Annotated in this window: 15 protein-coding genes and 1 pseudogene; 6 read left to right on the top strand and 10 right to left on the bottom strand. The window is 39.1% G+C overall.

Features of this window, described 5'->3' with window-relative positions; all coding sequences use genetic code 11:
• Positions 1-6: 6 nt before the first annotated feature.
• Together ABS768_RS08940 and ABS768_RS08935 are read right to left on the bottom strand one after the other, a co-directional pair.
• Positions 7-1,989: a DUF2075 domain-containing protein gene (locus tag ABS768_RS08940; protein ID WP_408074635.1), complete on the bottom strand. Its 1,983-nt coding sequence runs from the start codon at positions 1,987-1,989 to the stop codon at positions 7-9.
• Positions 1,982-2,188: a helix-turn-helix domain-containing protein gene (locus tag ABS768_RS08935; protein WP_157483491.1), complete on the bottom strand. Its 207-nt coding sequence runs from the start codon at positions 2,186-2,188 to the stop codon at positions 1,982-1,984. Before ABS768_RS08935 ends, ABS768_RS08940 begins: the two co-directional genes overlap by 8 nt.
• 84 nt (positions 2,189-2,272) lie before the next feature.
• Between ABS768_RS08935 and ABS768_RS08930 the strand changes: the two genes are divergently transcribed.
• The 4 genes and pseudogenes from ABS768_RS08930 to ABS768_RS08915 all read left to right on the top strand — a co-directional run bounded on the left by ABS768_RS08930 (position 2,273) and on the right by ABS768_RS08915 (position 5,346).
• Entirely contained in the window at positions 2,273-2,482 is a 210-nt protein-coding gene (locus ABS768_RS08930) for a hypothetical protein (RefSeq protein WP_408074633.1), read from the top strand.
• Between the two features lie 104 nt (positions 2,483-2,586).
• Positions 2,587-3,936 carry an ammonium transporter gene (locus ABS768_RS08925; RefSeq protein ID WP_408074847.1) on the top strand — a complete coding sequence of 450 codons (1,350 nt, stop codon included), beginning with the start codon at positions 2,587-2,589 and terminating at the stop codon, positions 3,934-3,936.
• 45 nt (positions 3,937-3,981) lie between these two features.
• Positions 3,982-4,950: pseudogene (locus ABS768_RS08920) on the top strand (2-hydroxyacid dehydrogenase); the annotation flags it as partial.
• On the top strand, positions 4,930-5,346 hold the full coding sequence (locus ABS768_RS08915) for a VOC family protein (protein ID WP_408074846.1): 417 nt from the start codon (positions 4,930-4,932) through the stop codon (positions 5,344-5,346). The pseudogene ABS768_RS08920 and the gene ABS768_RS08915, both read left to right, overlap by 21 nt.
• A gap of 29 nt (positions 5,347-5,375) precedes the next feature.
• Here ABS768_RS08915 and ABS768_RS08910 read toward each other — a convergent pair whose 3' ends face one another.
• Positions 5,376-7,199 (bottom strand): GNAT family N-acyltransferase, encoded by a 1,824-nt coding sequence (locus tag ABS768_RS08910; protein WP_408074631.1) that lies wholly within the window; start codon positions 7,197-7,199, stop codon positions 5,376-5,378.
• Between the two features lie 191 nt (positions 7,200-7,390).
• On the opposite strand from ABS768_RS08910, the gene ABS768_RS08905 reads away from it, so the two are divergent.
• Both ABS768_RS08905 and ABS768_RS08900 read left to right on the top strand, forming a co-directional pair.
• Positions 7,391-8,152, top strand: coding sequence for an exodeoxyribonuclease III (locus ABS768_RS08905; protein ID WP_035131374.1), 762 nt, complete (start codon positions 7,391-7,393; stop codon positions 8,150-8,152).
• Between the two features lie 35 nt (positions 8,153-8,187).
• Positions 8,188-9,150 carry an OmpA family protein gene (locus ABS768_RS08900; protein ID WP_408074629.1) on the top strand — a complete coding sequence of 321 codons (963 nt, stop codon included), beginning with the start codon at positions 8,188-8,190 and terminating at the stop codon, positions 9,148-9,150.
• Between the two features lie 75 nt (positions 9,151-9,225).
• Here ABS768_RS08900 and ABS768_RS08895 read toward each other — a convergent pair whose 3' ends face one another.
• From ABS768_RS08895 to panD, 7 genes are all read right to left on the bottom strand, one after another.
• Positions 9,226-10,596 carry a PQQ-dependent sugar dehydrogenase gene (locus ABS768_RS08895; RefSeq protein ID WP_408074628.1) on the bottom strand — a complete coding sequence of 457 codons (1,371 nt, stop codon included), beginning with the start codon at positions 10,594-10,596 and terminating at the stop codon, positions 9,226-9,228.
• 71 nt (positions 10,597-10,667) lie between these two features.
• A complete protein-coding gene (locus ABS768_RS08890; protein WP_408074626.1) occupies positions 10,668-12,302 on the bottom strand; it encodes a DUF4139 domain-containing protein in 1,635 nt (544 codons plus the stop codon).
• Positions 12,303-12,365: 63 nt separating this feature from the next.
• Positions 12,366-14,357 carry a transglycosylase domain-containing protein gene (locus ABS768_RS08885; protein ID WP_408074625.1) on the bottom strand — a complete coding sequence of 664 codons (1,992 nt, stop codon included), beginning with the start codon at positions 14,355-14,357 and terminating at the stop codon, positions 12,366-12,368.
• A gap of 11 nt (positions 14,358-14,368) precedes the next feature.
• Entirely contained in the window at positions 14,369-15,730 is a 1,362-nt protein-coding gene (gene radA, locus ABS768_RS08880) for a DNA repair protein RadA (RefSeq protein WP_035131364.1), read from the bottom strand.
• A 5-nt stretch (positions 15,731-15,735) separates the two neighbouring features.
• Positions 15,736-16,872, bottom strand: a complete 1,137-nt coding sequence (locus ABS768_RS08875; protein ID WP_408074623.1) for an alpha/beta hydrolase — start codon at positions 16,870-16,872, stop codon at positions 15,736-15,738.
• A gap of 41 nt (positions 16,873-16,913) precedes the next feature.
• Entirely contained in the window at positions 16,914-17,873 is a 960-nt protein-coding gene (locus tag ABS768_RS08870) for a lysylphosphatidylglycerol synthase transmembrane domain-containing protein (RefSeq protein ID WP_408074621.1), read from the bottom strand.
• 1 nt (position 17,874) lies between these two features.
• Positions 17,875-18,225: an aspartate 1-decarboxylase gene (gene panD / locus ABS768_RS08865; RefSeq protein WP_035131358.1), complete on the bottom strand. Its 351-nt coding sequence runs from the start codon at positions 18,223-18,225 to the stop codon at positions 17,875-17,877.
• Positions 18,226-18,237: the final 12 nt, after the last annotated feature.

Genomic DNA, 18,237 nt, shown 5'->3' with positions numbered 1-18,237 from the left:
GTTTTTTTATATTTCTTCTATACCTATGCTCTTAAAGAAGTCGTAAGTCCCGTCGTACATATAGCAAGGGCGTGTATTATCCTCTCTATTTCCATAAGGAATATATATAATCATGCCTTGTCTAGCACGTGTCAATAATACCCTATATGAATTGATTAGGTAATTTATATTTGTTGGATCTATTATATTTTGCCACTTAGAGCCTTTAAAATTTCTATAGTTCCACTTATTATTCTTATAGTAAAAGTTTCCATCCCAAGCTAAACAAGTCCAGTCAAGTTCAAGCCCTTGAATGTCAAATTGAGTAGCTACTTCTTCTAGGAAGTGTGAGGAGCGAATATCATTTTCATCATTAAGAAACCAAATAGGCGCATCAATCTTAGCTTTAACATTTAAGCCAAAAGGGCGAAGTCTAATTGCACCAGATGAAGCTATTATGCCAATTCTCTCTGAACCGTTTGCTTGACTCTTTAACCATTTCTTCGCGGTTTTTAAATCACGTGTAATTTTAATTGGATAATGTTCTTTTATTGAGGTTGTGTATATATCTTTTGCTTTTGAAGTGTTATTATCAATTATCTCATGTATAAAACTGGATAATTGAGCACTTCTAAAGGATCTAAGAGATACTGAAAGATGCAATTCATCTTTTTTAATAGCATCTCTTTTGTTTAGAATATTTAATATGGAAAAATCTTTTATATAATCTTTGTCTTCAATTATTTTAGAAGAATAAAATATTTTCCATTCAGGGAAAAAGTCAGAGAAAGGTCTAATCCATTCTTCAAGACCAGCTTCTCCAGTATTTATTTCTTGTCCTCCACCAATTAGACAAACTATAGTGCACCAATCTTCATGTCTATCCATAACTTCAATAAGAAACTCTGGTTCTGATTTTTCAAAATCATCTCTTCCCTTATTTCTTTTCATGAATTTTGAAGCTTGTTCTTTTGTCCATGCTCTCTGCGCCTCATCAAATATTGTTACTTTTTCTATAGGAGCTTTTTCATCTTTTAGCGAAGCATCTCTAAAATGATGAATGTTTTGGATAAATGATTTAACCTGAGATGTGGCTTGTCCTTTAGTTATAGGTTTATTATTTTCTTTTGCTGTTTTAACTTTGTCTCTAGCTAAAGCTTCTCGAAGCACATCTACTAGCGGGCCATTGCCAGATAAAAAAACAGCATGTTCTTCTTCTTCGTAATTAGACCTTAAGTTGGCTATATTTAATCCAGCTAAAGTTTTACCTGCGCCAGGCACGCCGGTTACAAAGCAGATAGATTTTTGATTATTCTTTTTTGAATAATCAATTATGTTAGAAATACATTTAGAGGTTAATGTTAGATTTTCCTCTTGAGCACCGCTTCGAGATATTTCCTTTACACTATGGTTTTTATATAAAGCTGTTGCTGCTTCAATTATTGTAGGTGTAGGTTTGTAGCTTGAATTTTCCCATTTTAATATGTCTATTTTTTCAGAAGCATTATTGAAATGTTTTAATGTAAGCTCTATTGTTTCTTTTAAATCTTCTGTGTTAGAAAATATTACATCATATAGATTATCAGTTTTTCTTATAAATGAATTTTGATAAGATATAGCATTGTCAGCAACTAAAAGAGGTATAATTATTTTATTGTGGCTTCCTTCATGAAAATGATTCATGTCCAGGGCATAATCAAATGCTTGGTCTTTGGCGTATTTATCGAAATTATATGCTCCTATTTTAAATTCAATAATAAAAATGCAGTTATCAATAATAACTATATTGTCAACTCTTTTACCCATTCTTGGAATTGAGAACTCAAAATAAATTTGTCCAGTAAGATTTTGAAGAGTGTTTTTAAGAATTAGGATTTGCTTTTTCCAAGCATTTTTTTGTTGGATTTCCTGTCTGTTCAAGTCATATTGATCGACTATTTTGCCTAAAATACTTTCTGAGCTTTCTTGAAGAAAATTTGAAATTGAAGATTTATAATATGCTCTATTCATCAAATAAATCTTTAATTTTTACATTAAGGGCATTTGCCAGTCTTTCCACAATTTCAATAGAAACATTTCTTTCGCCTTTTTCTATTGAGGGTAAATATGTTCTATCAATCTCGGCAAGGTGGGCGAGTTTTTCTTGAGATAAGCCTCTTTCTTTTCTTAACTCTTTAATTTTTAAACCAAACTTTTTCTTAATGTCCATATTAACAAAAGTTGGAAAATGTAGACTTTAAAACAACGGAGTATTGTCGGGGTTTTCTATCTTTAATAAAATTTAAATTATACTATGGACTGGAATTTTATTGAAGAAAACTATCCAAATTACTATTCATGTGATTTGATTTTGTTGTCTGATATTTTGAGAAGAAAAGTAGAAGGCGAACAAATATCCAACACTAACAAAAAACTAATTTCCGATTGGGACGTTAAAAAAGTACTGACTAATTTAGAAGAAGAAATCTTTTTGAAAGCATTATTTAGTAAATCAAAAAAATAAAGGATAAAACTTAAGCTGTTTTTGAAATACCCTCAAAAATATAAACTGTAATGATTAAAAAACTATATTTTTATATCTTTAACCCTGTAATTTTAAGGGGTGTTATGGAGAAAAAATTAGAAAAACGCTGGATTGTTGCTTTTTTTATTACTGCTGCGGTTGCTATAACCGGATTGTTTTGGGAGCATGCCTCTCCTACCGAAACAACTTCACAATTTAACAGTACCGATACCATAGTACCTGCCGATGTGGCTTGGTTGCTTACGGCTTCGTGCCTTGTATTGCTTATGACACCGGGGTTAGCCTTCTTTTACGGGGGGATGGTAGGGAAAAAGAATGTAATCTCTACTATGCTTAAAAGCTTTATCTGTCTTGGGGTAATAAGTCTGTTATGGGTAGCGGTAGGATTCAGCCTTTCTTTTGGAGAGTCTATAGGTATAACTATCAACGGAGTGAAATATGGTATTATAGGTAACCCAACCGATTTTGCCTTTTTTGATTTTGTAGACGAACACCCGCATGCGCAAATGGCATCAACCATTCCGTTTATCCTGTTTGCCCTTTTTCAAATGAAATTTGCCGTTATCACTCCGGCAATCATTACGGGGTCGTTGGCAGAGCGTATCCGTTTTATATCATTCCTTTTATTTATATGTCTTTTCTGCCTGTTTATCTATACACCGTTGTGCCACATGGTTTGGCATCCTAACGGACTCTTGGGGGCTTACTTTGGCGTGAAAGATTTTGCCGGAGGTACCGTGGTACACATGAGTGCCGGTTTTGCTGCCATAGCAGGGGTACTGGTATTGGGTAAACGTAAAAATGTAGAACACATACCTACTAATATACCTTTTGTACTTCTTGGCACAGGGATGCTTTGGTTTGGCTGGTTCGGTTTTAATGCCGGGTCGGCACTGGCAGCAAATCATACTGCAGCCATGGCATTTGCTACTACAACCATTGCTTCGGCTTCGGCTATGCTTACCTGGGCCTTTTTTGACAGGCTTAACGGAAGGAAGGTTTCGGCACTGGGGTGTTGTATAGGCGCCGTTGTAGGGCTTGTAGCTATTACACCTGCTGCGGGCTTTGTGTCTATTCCTAAAAGTATATTCTTCGGTTTTGCTGCTGCTATAGTGTCTAACATAATGGTACACTGGAAACAGCTAAAAAAAATAGACGATACCCTTGATGTTTTTGCCTGCCACGGTGTGGGCGGTATTATGGGTATGATACTTACGGCTATTTTTGCCGAGGGTGAAAACGCAAGCTTACTTCATGGCGGATGGGGTGTTTTTGCGCACCACATGATAGCCTTAGTGCTTGTAGCCCTTTTCTCTTTCTTTGGGGCATTGCTGTTATATAAATTCACCAACCTGTTTATTCCGCTTCGTGTTTCGGAAGAATCAGAACAATTGGGTCTGGATCTTTCGCAGCATAACGAAACGCTTTCATAAATATGTAATAAACTTTGGTAACTTTGTGTCACAAATACAAGTGACATGACTTTAAATGCCAAAAACGTAAAGGTTTTACATATAGACAGCAACAATCCTGTTTTATGGGATCAGTTGGAACAGTCAGGATTTGAAAATCACGCCGACTACAAATCGACCAAAGAGGAAATAGAGGCTAAAATCCATGAATATAACGGTATTGTTATACGTAGCCGTTTTGATATCGACAAGACTTTTCTTGATAAGGCAACAAACCTTCAGTTCATAGCCCGTGTGGGGGCAGGGCTGGAGAGTATTGACTGTGACTATGCTGAGGCTAAAGGTGTAAATCTTATTGCTGCTCCCGAAGGGAACCGTAACGCAGTAGGGGAGCAGGCTCTGGGTATGCTGTTGTCGTTATTCAATAACCTTAACCGTGCCGATAGGGAAATACGTTCGGGTAAATGGATAAGGGAAGGTAACCGTGGTCAAGAGCTTGACGGGAAAACGGTAGGTATTATCGGTTATGGTAATATGGGTAAATCGTTTGCCAAAAAACTACGTGGTTTTGATGTTGAGGTATTGTGCTACGATATAAAACCAATGGTGGGCGATGCGAATGCTAAACAGGTTTCGCTACAAGAGTTACAGGAGAAAGCAGATGTACTTAGCCTGCACACGCCCTGGACTCCCGAAACTAACAAAATGGTGAATGCCGACTTTATTAATGCTTTTGCCAAGCCATTTTGGCTAATAAACACAGCGCGTGGAAAAAGTGTTGTGACTAACGATTTAGCCGATGCCATAGAGAGCGGAAAAATTTCAGGTGCTGCACTGGATGTACTGGAATACGAAAAATCTTCATTTGAACATTTATTTACAGATGATAATATATCTGAAGCTTTTCAGTATCTGTTGAATTCAGACAGAGTGCTGTTATCTCCGCATATTGCCGGATGGACTTTTGAAAGCCACGAACGACTGGCGCAGGTTATTGTAGATAAGATTAAAGCGCTGTATTTCGGGGAAACAGAAGCCAATGAGCCGGAGAAACGTGTTACAGGAGTAGGAGGGTTTTTCTTTAAAAGTGAAGATCCGTCTAAGCTTAAAGACTGGTATAAAAAACACTTAGGACTTAATACAGATGACTATGGTTGTACTTTTTGGTGGATGGACGACAAGGGAAATAAGGCATCTACACAATGGTCGCCTTTTGCAGCCGACACCAAATACTTTGAGCCTTCGCAAAAACAGTTTATGCAAAACTTTAGAGTGCATAATCTGGATGGTTTGCTGGTTAAACTAAAAGAGGAAGGTGTAGCCCTTGTTGGAGAACCCGAGGCGTATGATTATGGCAAGTTTGCCTGGATATTAGACCCTGAAGGGAATAAAATTGAATTATGGGAACCTGTAGATAAGGCATTCCTGTAATAAAAAAGCCTTCCAAACGGAAGGCTTTTTTATTGTTCTTCTTTTTCGGAAAGTTTACGTTCCAGTTCGGCCTGAAACTCTTCCATTACCGGTTTTACGGTACTTTCCGGCAAATCGGCTATCCTTATGTACATTAATCCGTCAATAGCGTTATTAAACAACGGATCTACGTTAAAGGCAATAACCTTAGCGTTTTGCTTAATGTATTTTTTAATAAGAACCGGAAGCCTAAGGTTGTTAGGTTCCACTTCTTCTATAATCTTGTCAAACTTATTAAGGTCTGATTCGGTTTCGTTGAAAACAAAATCCTTATCGGCATCCTTAAGTTTTACTTTGTATTCTTTTTTCGGGTGGATGTATTGGGCAATGTATGGATCGTAATAGTGCGACTTCATAAACTCAATCATCAGTGATTTTGAGAACTCAGAGAACTGGTTACTAATACTTACCCCACCTATAAGGTACTTGTGTTCAGGGTATCTTAATGTGGTGTGTACAATACCTTTCCATAACAGGAATAAAGGCATTGGTTTTTGCTGGTATTCCTTAATGATAAATGCCCTGCCCATTTCAATGGATTTTGACATCATATCATACAGTTCCGGTTCAAAACGGAAAAGATCGTGCAGATAAAAACCATCTATACCGTATTTGGTATAAATCTCGGTACCCAGCCCCATACGGTAAGCCCCGGCAATGCATTTGGCGTCCTCGTCCCAAAGGAACATATGGTGGTAATACTTATCATATTTGTCAAGGTCAAGCGATTCGTTAGTCCCTTCGCCTACTTCCCTAAATGTAATTTCCCTAAGTCGGCCTATTTCATGCAGTATGTTCGGGATTTTATCTGCCGAAACAAAAAACACTTCATAGTTTTTGCTTTGTAAAAGGCGATAATCCCCTTTTCTTAAAAGCTTTATTTCCGAAAGTATTTGGGAATGGTTAGCCGGACCTGCAATTTCTTTAGGGCTTCTTGGTATTTTAATATTAAGGCTCGAAGTAAGGTTGGAAGCATCTATAAGCTTAGTGCCTTTTTCAAATGGGTTTGCAAGCATATAGGTTTTTCGTCTTAAAAATTCTGAGTAAGCCTCAACAGTTTCATGTTCCTTTTGTTCGGCAACCGATATAGGTTTACCTATTCTTACTTTTATAACTCTGTCTTTTTGTGTAAGCAGTTCGCTTGGCAGTTTTGCCGTACGCATGGTATCGCTTATTTTAGACAGCCAGTAAAACAGCCTGCTATTTTTAGCATGGAAGTAAATAGGTATAACCGGAACCTGTGCCTTTTTAATAAGCTTAATGGCTCCTTCTTCCCATGGTTTGTCTACAAGAAGTCTTCCGTCTTTGTAGGTAGAAACCTCCCCGGCAGGGAAAATTCCCAAGGGCATTTCATCGCTTAAATGTCTTAAGGCATCTTTAATTCCTGCAACGCTCGATTTTGCATCCTTATGGTTTTCAAAAGGATTAACCGGCATTACAAACGGCTTTAGTGGCTCAATGCGGTGAAGCAAAAAGTTAGCAATAATTTTAAAGTTAGGGTCTTTTTCAACCATAAGCTTTAAAAGAAGTATGCCATCTATACCTCCCAGCGGATGATTTGATATGGTTATGTAAGGTCCCTGTTTAGGGATACGTTTTAAGTCTTCTTCAGGAATTTCAAACTTAATCTGGAATTCGTTTAATATAGAGTTAAGGAACTCAACACCCTCAAGATGTTTGTTCCTATCGTATATTTTGTTTAGGGTTGATATCTTTAGAACTTTCATTAGCAACCAGCCTGAAAAGGTTCCAAAAACCCCGTATTTATCGGCTTTAATTGCTTTTGCAACTTCTTTAGAGGTAACTAAGCTCATTTACATTAGTGTTACTGCAAGAAACAAAGATAACAATTCTGAACAAACGGTGGGGGCGATTATTGTTTTTAAGGCAGTAAAAGGTGAGTTTTTTTGTAGTTTTCTGAAAACAAGTCGGTTATAATGTATTGTTGCACAAATTGTTATATTCATCCTTTTTTGGTTATTTTTGAACCAAATAAAAAGGGAAAATGAGGATTATTTCATACAACGTAAATGGTATCAGGGCAGCATTTACAAAAGGGTTTATGGAGTGGTTAACACAGGCCAACCCCGATATTATATGCCTGCAGGAAACAAAAGCAACTCACGATCAGGTAGACGTACAGCAAATTGAAGCTGCCGGATATCCTTATCACTATTGGTTTTCGGCTCAGAAAAAAGGATATAGCGGAGTAGCAATATTCTCCAAGCACAAGCCAAATAACGTGGTTTATGGTACGGGAATTGATTATATGGATTTTGAAGGGCGTAATATAAGACTTGATTTTGATACGTTCTCGGTAATGAGCCTTTACCTGCCATCCGGAACTAATATTGACAGGCTGGAGCACAAGTTCCAATACATGAGGGATTTTCACGATTATGTGGATAACCTGAAAAAAGAAATCCCTAACCTTATTATATGTGGTGATTATAATATATGTCACGAAGCGATAGATATTCACGATCCGGTGCGAAATGCAAAAGTATCGGGTTTCCTTCCGGAGGAAAGAGCCTGGCTGGATGCCTTTATCAAAAATGGGTTTATAGATACGTTCCGTCATTTTAATAAGGAACCACACAATTACAGTTGGTGGAGCTACAGGGCTAATGCCCGTAACAACAACAAAGGGTGGCGTATAGATTATGCCATGGCTACCGAACCAATGCGTGAAAGGCTTACAAGGGCTGTTATTTTGCCCGAGGCTAAACACAGCGACCACTGCCCTATAGTAGTGGAATTTGAATAAGAACCTAATTAATTACTAAATACACGAATACACAAATGGTAAAGCAAATTACTGCAGGTATACTTTTAATGGCACTTACTACATCGTGTGTGTCATCAAAGGTTTATAAGGATCTGGAAAATAAATATGCCGATCTTAAAAAAGAAAACCGTGCCCTGGCCGATGAAAATTCAACACTGGCTCAGGAGAAAAACAACCTTGATCTTCAGTCGAAAGATTTACAGTCTCAACTGGATAAGGCTAAAGAGGAAAGAGATAAACTTGCTGCCGATTATGCTGCAACAAAAAACAGCCTTGACAACCTTAAGGCATCATACAGTGCATTAGAGAAAAACAGTAGTGCTGCGCTTGACAGTAATATGAAAAAGAACAGGGAGCTTTTAGCCGAACTTGAGGCTAAGGAAAAAGCCCTCGCTGCCGAGCAGGAAAGATTAAACAAACTGAAAAGCGACCTACAGGAACGTTCACAACGTGTAGACGAGCTTGAAGGTATGATTGCTGCTCAGGAAGAAGGTTTAAGAGCGCTTAAAGAAACCCTTTCAAGAGCACTTAATGGTTTTGAAGGTAAAGGTCTTACTGTAGAGCACAAAAACGGAAAGGTATATGTGTCTATGGAGAATAAACTGTTATTCAATTCAGGTAGCTGGACAGTAGGTACTGAAGGAAAAAGGGCAGTAACCGAAGTGGCTAAAGTACTGGCTGCTAACCCGGATATTACCGTACTTATTGAAGGGCATACTGATAATGTTCCTTATAACGGATCAGGACAGATTGCCAATAACTGGGATCTTTCTACCAAACGTGCTACAGCTATTGTAAACATTATTCGTGAGAATAAAAGTGTAGACCCTAAAAACCTAACTGCAGCCGGTAGGGGAGAATTTGCTCCTGTTGCTGATAACGATTCGGCAGAAGGAAGATCTAAAAACAGGAGGATAGAAATTATCCTTACGCCAAAACTGGATGAAATTTCAAAAATGCTTAACGATATAGAGTAAGCAGTTTTTATACAGAAACAAAAAGCCCGGAAGCAAATACTTCCGGGCTTTTTTAATCAAGGTTAGTCGTGTACTTTATTTTACTGCCAGCTTATAGTTGTATTTTGAACCGTTAGCATCAGTAAGGGCTAAAATGTATAAGCCGTTTGAAAGTCCTGAAATATCAAGACTGTTCAGTTCAGTATTTTCCAGCGGTTTGTTTAAAAGCACTTTTCCGCTTGTATCATATATGTGAGCTCTTTGTAAAGGGGTATTCACAGTATTGTTTTTTATAAACAGGTTTTGTGAAGCCGGGTTAGGGTAAACGGCAAACAGATTGCTGTTAACATCTTCCAGCCCAAGGTTGGCATCTTTTATATGGTATATAATACCGCTCATCCCTGTAATGTATAGCTCACCGTTTGCATCTTCGCCAAATGTGGTAAAGTTGCTTCCGCCTACGGTTTGAACCTCTTCTATGTTTGCTTCGGTATCTATAGAGCTTACCACGTTAGAACAGTAGTCGGCATAGAAATACATTCCCTGCATACCCGGATACATAGTCCCCCTATATACATATCCCCCTGTTATGGAACAGCCTCCTGTTTCATTGTGGGTATATTGGGCATAAGGCATAACGGTTCCGGTAATTCCGCCACATTCACTCATGTCATATTCGTCACTGCCTTCATAACAACGCCATCCGTAGTTAAGCCCTGCCGAAGTCCCGTCAACTTTGTTTATTTCCTCAATCGCATTTTGACCCACATCGGCAATCCATAAATCACCAGTAGCCGAGTCAAACGAAAATTTCCACGGGTTACGTAATCCGTAAGCCCAAATCTCCTCTACATTGCTTGTTCCTGCAAAAGGATTATCTCCCGGTATGTCGTACGAACCGTCGTCCTGAACATCTATACGAAGCAGTTTCCCTAAATAACTTTCCAGGTTTTGGGCATTGTTATTAGGGTCACCACCGCTACCGCCATCACCCATAGCAATGTACAGGTAACCATCCGGGCCAAATTGTAGGCAACCACCATTATGGTTACTAAACGGCTGTGGTACATTTATCATCATTATTTCACTATCCGGGTCGGCAGCATTCTCGTCGGTATCGCTTACAGTAAAGCGGGAAATAACCGTTGTACCGTCGCCATTGGTATAGTTTACATAAAAATACCCGTTAGTGGCATAATCAGGGTGAAAAGCCAGCCCTAATAGTCCGCGCTCCCCTCCGGTAGAGATAAGGTCACTTATATCCAGAAAGGTAGTAGCATCGGGACTTGTATCGTCAATGAAACGGATAAGCCCTCCCTGTTCGACTATAAAGATGCGGTCGTCTCCGGCATTGGTTATTACTACCGGCGAACTAAACCCTGTGGCATACATTTCCAGTTCGGGTTGCGCCTGTGCAAAGGCAGCACCTGTACAGAGGCAAACAACAAAAGTAAATAGTGTTTTCATAGCTAAATTGTATTGGTTGTTTTTTAAAAGTAATAATAAATTAACAATACAACAAGCTGGTTAACATAACCTTATAGGTTATAAATGGGTTTGTCTTTCGGGTAGCGTACTTTATAGCTTATACGAAGTTTCTTACTCTCTCCCGGTTTTAACTTCAGTTCCCAGGTTAAAACTCCGGTTTCCTTATTTATTTTGGCACCATCACTTTCCAGTAATTCTACCTGAATATCTTTATCGGTACTAATAGGGTATTGGTCCTTTAGCATAAGTGATACAGTTTCTTTTTTGTTATTTTTTACGGTTAGGTCGTAAGTAAAGGTTTGCTCTTTGTAAGATGACAGGAATTTAGATCCCGACTTATCGGCCACTTTTTCTCTTTTAACCGATACCTTTTTGTCACGACCCATGCTTAATCTTAGAGTGTCACTGGTACTGTTTGGGTCTATGTATGTTTTTCCGGCATACATACCTTCAAAAATAATATTGGCTTCACCGCTTAATAGGTTGTATTTGGAATAGTCTTCTATTTCGGCAAGCAGGAAAGCTTCTTTCTCCAGTTTTGGAACCGAATAATGCCTGTATGAAGCAGGTAGTTTTATTTCCTTAAGGGTTACACTGTGCTTTTTACCGTTGCTTAAAATATCATAAGGCACATCAATATCAAACGAAACCGTAAGCTGGTTTTCTGTTATGGCTACATATTCATCTAGTGAAGATTCTCTTTTGTATATACTATCAGCAGCTCCCGGAGCACCTCTACCCGATGAAATTTGTAACTCCTCTACCTGTCCCTGTAAGCTATTCATTACAGAAACATCCCCGCTACGGTAATTACGAAGATCATTAAATCTAAGAAACCACGCGCTTAGTATAGGGGCCTCATTGTTTTGGTTAGGCTGTCCGCTTGATAAGGTAAGTTTTATTTTTTTCCAGTCAACTCCGGTTTGTTGTGTTACCTGTGCCTTATACATCATGTTAATAGGTTCAGATATACTTTCGGTTCTAAGGTCATAAAAGGGAGACCATGTGGCACTTGGTGTAAGGTAGCTTATGGAAAGAGGAACGTTACCTGCCGTTTCATTCATTACCTGTAGTACCAGTTTACCCTGCGAATCATTTTCTGTTTTACTGGTATTTACCTCCAGTTTTCGGTTAAGGCGGGTAATGTTTTCAGCGATTTTTTTCTCCTGTGTCAATAATGTATTTATGGTATTGGCAGTTTCGGTTCTTTTGGCTTTATAATAGTCTACCATTTTCATAAGCTCGGCTACACTTAGTCCTGAATCCTGACCGTATACCTGATTGTTCTTGTCCAGTAATTCCAGTATCTTTTCTTCAGATGTTTTGGCATTTATGATCCTTCTAAATTCTTGAGTTAAAAGGGTAATACTGTCGCGCACCTGTTTTACCTGCGGAGAGGTTTCATCTGGGGTGTACTCTGAAATATAATTTCGGGTAAACTGTACCGAAAGTACCGTAAGGGTAGATGGTGCGCCAATTTGAACCGTACTCTCATTAAGGTAATCGGCTACGTTTTTAATAACTATCTCACTTGTACCTGCCGGAAGTTTTACGTTTGCTGTATGGGTAAGTTCGGCGCCGTTAAAATATACGGTAGCCGATTTTGCTTCGGCATTCGTAAATACAGGTTTTTGTGCCAGCATTACATTGCCGGCCAATAATAAAATAATCAGAAGTGCTCTCATAACAATTTAATTTGCATTTATTGTTATAGAGCATAAAAACGGGCCTAAGGTTGGGAGAGTGTATTAATTATCTCCTCCAAATAGTTTTTTAAAGAATCCTTTTGTCTCGGTAGTGTCAATTTCCGGTACTGCTTCCTCCCTAATTTTAAGCCACTCCCTTGCAGGGCCGTTAACATCTATCTGTCCGGTTTGACCTATGGTATCATTCGCCTGAATCACACCACGGTTTACCATTAGTTTCTTGATGTAGTTGTCATGAGTTACGGCAAAATCCCTTAGTTCGCCCCTGTCGTTAAAGCGCCACATGAACTTTTTAGGCCTCGGGATTATACTTGCCAGATAAACCGATTCGTCCAGTGACAGGGCCAGTGGTGGCTTTTGGAAATAGTATTGTGCTGCTTCGCCTACGCCATATACATTAGGGCCCCATTCAATAATGTTGAGGTATACCTCAAACATCCTTTCTTTACTGGCAATGCGATTGTTTTCCAGTATATATACCAGCAGGATTTCTTCCAGTTTTCGTGAAAGTGTCTTTTCGCGGGTAAGGAAAACGTTTTTAACCAACTGCATGCTTATGGTACTGGCACCACGGGCAAATTTTTTGGTTTGTATGTTTTTTACAATACTTTGTTTAAACGCCTCATTAATAAAGCCTCTGTGATGGAAAAACGAAGGATCTTCGCTTGTCAATACAGCATTTTTAAGGAAACCTGGGATATGTTCATACGGTGTATAGTTAGGGTTATCGGGACCCACAACTATAGGACGTTGTTTAACACCGTTATCTACTGCCCTGTATACAAAAGAGGTGTTTAGTTTACCCAAATCGGCCTCCCCGTATTTTTTGATTTTAAAGCCTTCTTTTTTCAGGCTGCTGTCAAAAACTATATCATCGGGTTTATTTTTGTTATACATAAAGTGGAGCTGATAGCTGAAGTTACCATCGGCTTCCATGCCTTCAAAATGGGTAAACAGTCCGTTAGGAAGGGAGTTGATAAACTCCTGTGCTTTCATGTTAGGAATTGTTGCCTTTAACTGGTAAACGGTATCTTTCTTTATGCTGTAACGAACAAACGGCTGTATTTTTATTTTGTTGAGCTGCATGGCAGAGGTGCTGTCCAGTTCTATAAAATCAGGTCCGAAAAGAAAATGGTAGTCAAAACGGGCACTGTTTATTACTACATCTTTTTTGGAAATTTTGGGATGATTTACCATAAAATTGCCAATAGAAGCAAAACCGTCTACCCTGAACTCGTCACCGCTAAGGTTTATATTCTCTACATTTACCCTGATGGAATCAAAGCCTGATTTAAGTCCGAAACGCTCGTCAAGGTAAGGGACAATAATCCTGCCTTTGTCTGAGTTGTAAAATTTCAGGTCGGCCTGCCTGTTCCTTGGATCGGCAAAACCTTTTACTTCCCAGTTTTGCGAAAGGCTGTCGGTCTCCACTGCCATAAACGATTCCAGCTGCTCGTTAGCTAATCTGAGTTGTTTCAGGTTGAGGTTTACCCTGCGTCCGTTGTCATTAACGGTAAGAGTAAGGTTTTCCAGCTGCATATCGGTAGGGATAAGGTTTAGTAGCTTATGTAACAGTTTGTATGCTTTACGGGCATAATCAGGGCCTTCACTTTTAATTTTTGATACCGCTCCCTTTTTGCGGTGCAGGAACGATTCAAAGTTTTTCCCTTTTTCGTTTTGGATTAGCTGGATGTAACCGTTTTTCATTTCAAGCATGCCTAGTTGTACTTCGCCTGCTAAAAGACGGGACAGGTTAATGCTTGTTTTTACGGTTTCTATTTTCAGTAGTGTATCACCCTGTTTGGGTTTTAATGATACATTACTGACTTCAATACCCGACAGCCCTTTAAAAGAGGCATTGCCAACAGTAAACGTGCTGTTGTATTCGGTATTCATTTTGGCTATGGTCTTATCTATAGCCTTATTTAAAAATGTATTGCGAAAGGCAAAAAAGCCTATAATTAAAAGTACCAGAAGTGCGGCAACTATTTTAAGGGTGAGTATAGCTGCTTTTTTAGGATTGATTTTTTGCATAGTGTATCCTGTTACCCGAATAAATGGCCTGCTACATCTTCTATCTTAGAGACCAGTTTTATTTCTATAAGGGTGTTTTTAAGTGAAATCTTATTGTACTTAGATACAAAAATAGTGGAAAATCCTAATTTTTCTGCTTCTAAAATGCGCTGTTCCACACGGTTAACAGGGCGTATTTCTCCCGAAAGTCCTATTTCTCCCGCAAAACAAAAGTCTTTTCCTACAGGTATATCTTCGTTAGAAGATAGTATGGCTGCTACTACGGCAAGGTCAATAGCAGGGTCGTCTACATTAATGCCACCGGTAATGTTTAGGAAAACATCTTTTGCTGCCAGCCTGAATCCGGCTCTTTTTTCCAGTACGGCGAGAACCATGTTAAGCCTTTTGGCATTATATCCTGTAGTGCTTCGTTGCGGAGTACCATATACGGCAGAACTTACCAGTGCCTGTATCTCTACCATAAGTGGGCGCATGCCTTCCATAGTGGTGGCTATTGCCGTGCCACTAAGCTCTTCTTCCTTGTGGGATATTAATATTTCCGATGGGTTTGCGACTTCTCTAAGTCCTGTTCCAAGCATCTCGTAAATACCCAGTTCGGCTGTAGAACCAAATCGGTTTTTAAGGGAGCGCAGTATACGGTATACATGGTTACGGTCGCCTTCAAACTGAAGTACGGTATCTACCATGTGTTCCAGTATTTTTGGTCCGGCAATACTACCATCTTTGGTAATGTGTCCTATAAGTATAACCGGTACATTTGTCTCTTTGGCAAACTTAATAAGTTCGGCAGTAGTTTCCCTTATCTGTGAGATACTTCCGGCTGATGATTCTATGAAATCAGTATGCAGTGTCTGGATAGAGTCGATTATAACCACCTCGGGTTCAATAGCTGCTATCTGTTTGAAAATGTTCTGGGTTTTGGTTTCGGTAAGGATAAAACAATTGTCTGCCGAGGGGGTAATCCTTTCGGCACGCATTTTTATCTGTTTCTGACTTTCCTCACCCGATACGTAAAGTGTTTTGTAGGGAAGGCGAAGCGATATCTGTAAAAGCAGCGTACTTTTACCTATGCCGGGTTCACCGCCTAAAAGGGTAAGTGAACCGGGTACCAGGCCACCGCCCAGTACACGGTTCAATTCTCCGTCGCCCGTATTAAGGCGAATTTCCTGAGAAGAGTCTATTTCATTTATGCGTAATGGCTTTGCAGCTCTTTTAACTTCGGGAGACGATGGTTTCCATGCCTGTTTTTCCTCCTTCTGGATTACTTCTTCAACAATGGTGTTCCATTCCCTGCACGAATTGCACTGTCCCTGCCATTTAGAGTACTGGGTGCCGCAATTCTGACAAAAAAAAGCTGTTTTTAACTTAGCCATAAATATTACATCTCACTTTTTAAACTCTCTGCTTTTTCAAGCATATAATCTTTTGTTATTCCGCCTATTTCCTCAAAGTTAAAACTGTTATTGTATACTTTGATGGCTTTTTTAATGTTGCCTGTATATTCGTAATACAATGCTTCATAATATTCGCCTATTATGGTTTTAGGGTAGTTTTTTCTTGCTACGTTTGCCAGATCTTTAAATTCTCCAAAGGCGCCATTTTTCATAATAGCCGCTTCAATGGCTTTAAAGTCGTTAAGGCGTACGGTCATTTTTACACCAAGATCCCTTTCAATCATCTCATACTTGTCTTCAAGGTACTCAACATAACCGGAAGTTTGTGCGGCCAGTTTTTGGAACTCATCTGAAGTGATAGGCTGGTATGAAGAGAAAATATGATACAATGCACTTGGAATGGCATTTGGTACTAATGAGTAATGAGATTCACCAATGAACTCGTCAAAAAGGTAACGGAACTTGGTTTCGGTTACTGCCTTAATGTTTTCGTCCATTGCTTTTATTTTATTTTTCAGTCGGCCTACATCGCCATCGGCTGTAGCCAGATAGTAAAAAATAGGTTTGTCTATAGCCTTGAATCTTGCAGGTATACGGGTTTCCATTTCTGCAGGCAGTACCGGGCTCATCATGATATAGGCATTAAAAAGCGGATTATCCTTATACAGGAAGAAGTTGGCAAATCCGGCAGTAACGTCGTGACCAGCTATAATTTTAAACGGAGATACTCTGTATTTTTTTTCCATCATAGGTACAACTTCACGTCCTATAAAATCAAAGAATTTTTCTCCTTTTTCCTGCGGTAGTCCACTCTCGCTTTCCCATTCGCAGTCCCTATCTCTGTCGGGTTGGCTAATGCCTACTATTATAACTTCAGGAAGGTCATCCCAGTAGGAAGTATACGATAGTACTCCGGCAAAAGGATCTAAAAGGTAGTCGCCATCGAGTAATACAAGTAATGGGTATTTTTTGTCTTTGTTGCTTTCGTACGAGTTTGGTAGTTTTATGGTTACCAGTCTGTTTTCGTTTAAAGCTTCAGATGTGATTTCTTCAGTGGTAAGCTGCTGTGCGTAGGTATTGCAAAAAGCAAAAATCAGCAACAGTAAGGTAATTTTTTTCATTGCTTTTGGTCGGTTTTTAGTTGAAGGTGGAAAGATAGCGATTATTTGCTTTTTTGAAGTAAAGGCAATAATAAAAATGACAGGCCGCCAAGTAAAATAATAAGGCCTGTTTGCGATCCCCAAACAATCCAACCAAAGGCAGTTCCGGCAGTAAAAGGTATGCCGTAAACGGTAAGTGTTTTGCCTATAACAACCGGGAACCAGCCTGTTCCGCCGTTAGTGAAAGTAATAACCAGGCTGCCTACTACAAAGGCAGTAGCTACCGACCCGAAAGAAAGATTTGCCGTTTCCGGAAGGGCATAAATGGTTATGTAAAACATAAGCACATAAGAGAACCATATGTAAACCGAAAGTAACAGAAAGGGCCATTTGTTAGGCATCTTAAAAACGCTGAGAGCCCCTTCAATAAGTCCTGATACTTTTGTTTTGAGTTTTTGTACCCAGCTTAGTTTTGAGTATATGAAAAACAGGATGGAGCCTAAAAACAATGCTCCGGCTATAATCCCGTAAATAAGTAATTTTTTAAAAGGTACATCGGCAAGATGTTCTTTTACAACATCAAACTGTAAAAATGCAGTGGCGCTTAGTACTATAATAAGCAGGAAAAGGTCTATTATCCTTTCCGAGATTATGGTGCCCAGGCCTTTGTCAAAAGGTACATCGGCATATCGTTTTAAAACAATAGCGCGACTTACTTCTCCGCTGCGCGGAACAATCATGTTCATGAGGTAGGTAATACTAACAGCACCAAATTTTACAGGAAAAGGCGCGGTGTAGCCTATATGTGCCAGGGTGTATTTCCAGCGGTAGGCCCTGGCCCAAAATCCGGTCAAGCCCACAAGGAGTGATATACCCACATACAGGTAATTGGCTGTTTTAAAGCTGTTTTTTACATCTTCTACCTCCTGTGGGGTAAACTGCCTGAATGTGTATATAACTAAAAAAACTCCCAACAAAAGTGGGAGTAGTATACTTAATATTCTGCTTAACTTTTTTTTCAAATTATGTTAGCGAGTTGTCTGTCTCATTCGGAAAAACAATAGAAGGCTTAAATGTTTTAGCCTCTTCAAACTCAAAGATACCATAAGAGATAATTATGATAATATCTCCCTTTTGTACTTTTCTGGCAGCCGGACCGTTGAGTGTTATTTCTCCGCTGTTCCTGTTTCCTTTTATCACATAAGTTTCAAGTCTTTCACCATTGTTAATGTTAACTATAGAAACTTTTTCACCTTCAATAATGTTTGCAGCTTCCATTAACGCTTCGTCAATGGTTATACTGCCTATGTAATTTAAATCGGCTCCAGTCACCGTAACGCGGTGAATCTTGGATTTTACAACTTGAATTTGCATGGCGCAAAGGTA

Origin of the sequence: Flavobacterium rhizophilum (genome assembly GCF_046000485.1) — a bacterium.
GTDB lineage: Bacteria > Bacteroidota > Bacteroidia > Flavobacteriales > Flavobacteriaceae > Flavobacterium > Flavobacterium rhizophilum.
This window is presented reverse-complemented; position numbering and strand designations above follow the sequence as displayed.

Coding starts and splice junctions, on each gene's coding strand:
- ABS768_RS08940 (WP_408074635.1), bottom strand. CDS start 1,989: ATGAATAGAGCATATTATAAATCTTCAATTTCAAATTTTCTTCAAGAA.
- ABS768_RS08935 (WP_157483491.1), bottom strand. CDS start 2,188: ATGGACATTAAGAAAAAGTTTGGTTTAAAAATTAAAGAGTTAAGAAAA.
- ABS768_RS08930 (WP_408074633.1), top strand. CDS start 2,273: ATGGACTGGAATTTTATTGAAGAAAACTATCCAAATTACTATTCATGT.
- ABS768_RS08925 (WP_408074847.1), top strand. CDS start 2,587: ATGGAGAAAAAATTAGAAAAACGCTGGATTGTTGCTTTTTTTATTACT.
- ABS768_RS08910 (WP_408074631.1), bottom strand. CDS start 7,199: ATGAGCTTAGTTACCTCTAAAGAAGTTGCAAAAGCAATTAAAGCCGAT.
- ABS768_RS08905 (WP_035131374.1), top strand. CDS start 7,391: ATGAGGATTATTTCATACAACGTAAATGGTATCAGGGCAGCATTTACA.
- ABS768_RS08900 (WP_408074629.1), top strand. CDS start 8,188: ATGGTAAAGCAAATTACTGCAGGTATACTTTTAATGGCACTTACTACA.
- ABS768_RS08895 (WP_408074628.1), bottom strand. CDS start 10,596: ATGAAAACACTATTTACTTTTGTTGTTTGCCTCTGTACAGGTGCTGCC.
- ABS768_RS08890 (WP_408074626.1), bottom strand. CDS start 12,302: ATGAGAGCACTTCTGATTATTTTATTATTGGCCGGCAATGTAATGCTG.
- ABS768_RS08885 (WP_408074625.1), bottom strand. CDS start 14,357: ATGCAAAAAATCAATCCTAAAAAAGCAGCTATACTCACCCTTAAAATA.
- radA (WP_035131364.1), bottom strand. CDS start 15,730: ATGGCTAAGTTAAAAACAGCTTTTTTTTGTCAGAATTGCGGCACCCAG.
- ABS768_RS08875 (WP_408074623.1), bottom strand. CDS start 16,872: ATGAAAAAAATTACCTTACTGTTGCTGATTTTTGCTTTTTGCAATACC.
- panD (WP_035131358.1), bottom strand. CDS start 18,225: ATGCAAATTCAAGTTGTAAAATCCAAGATTCACCGCGTTACGGTGACT.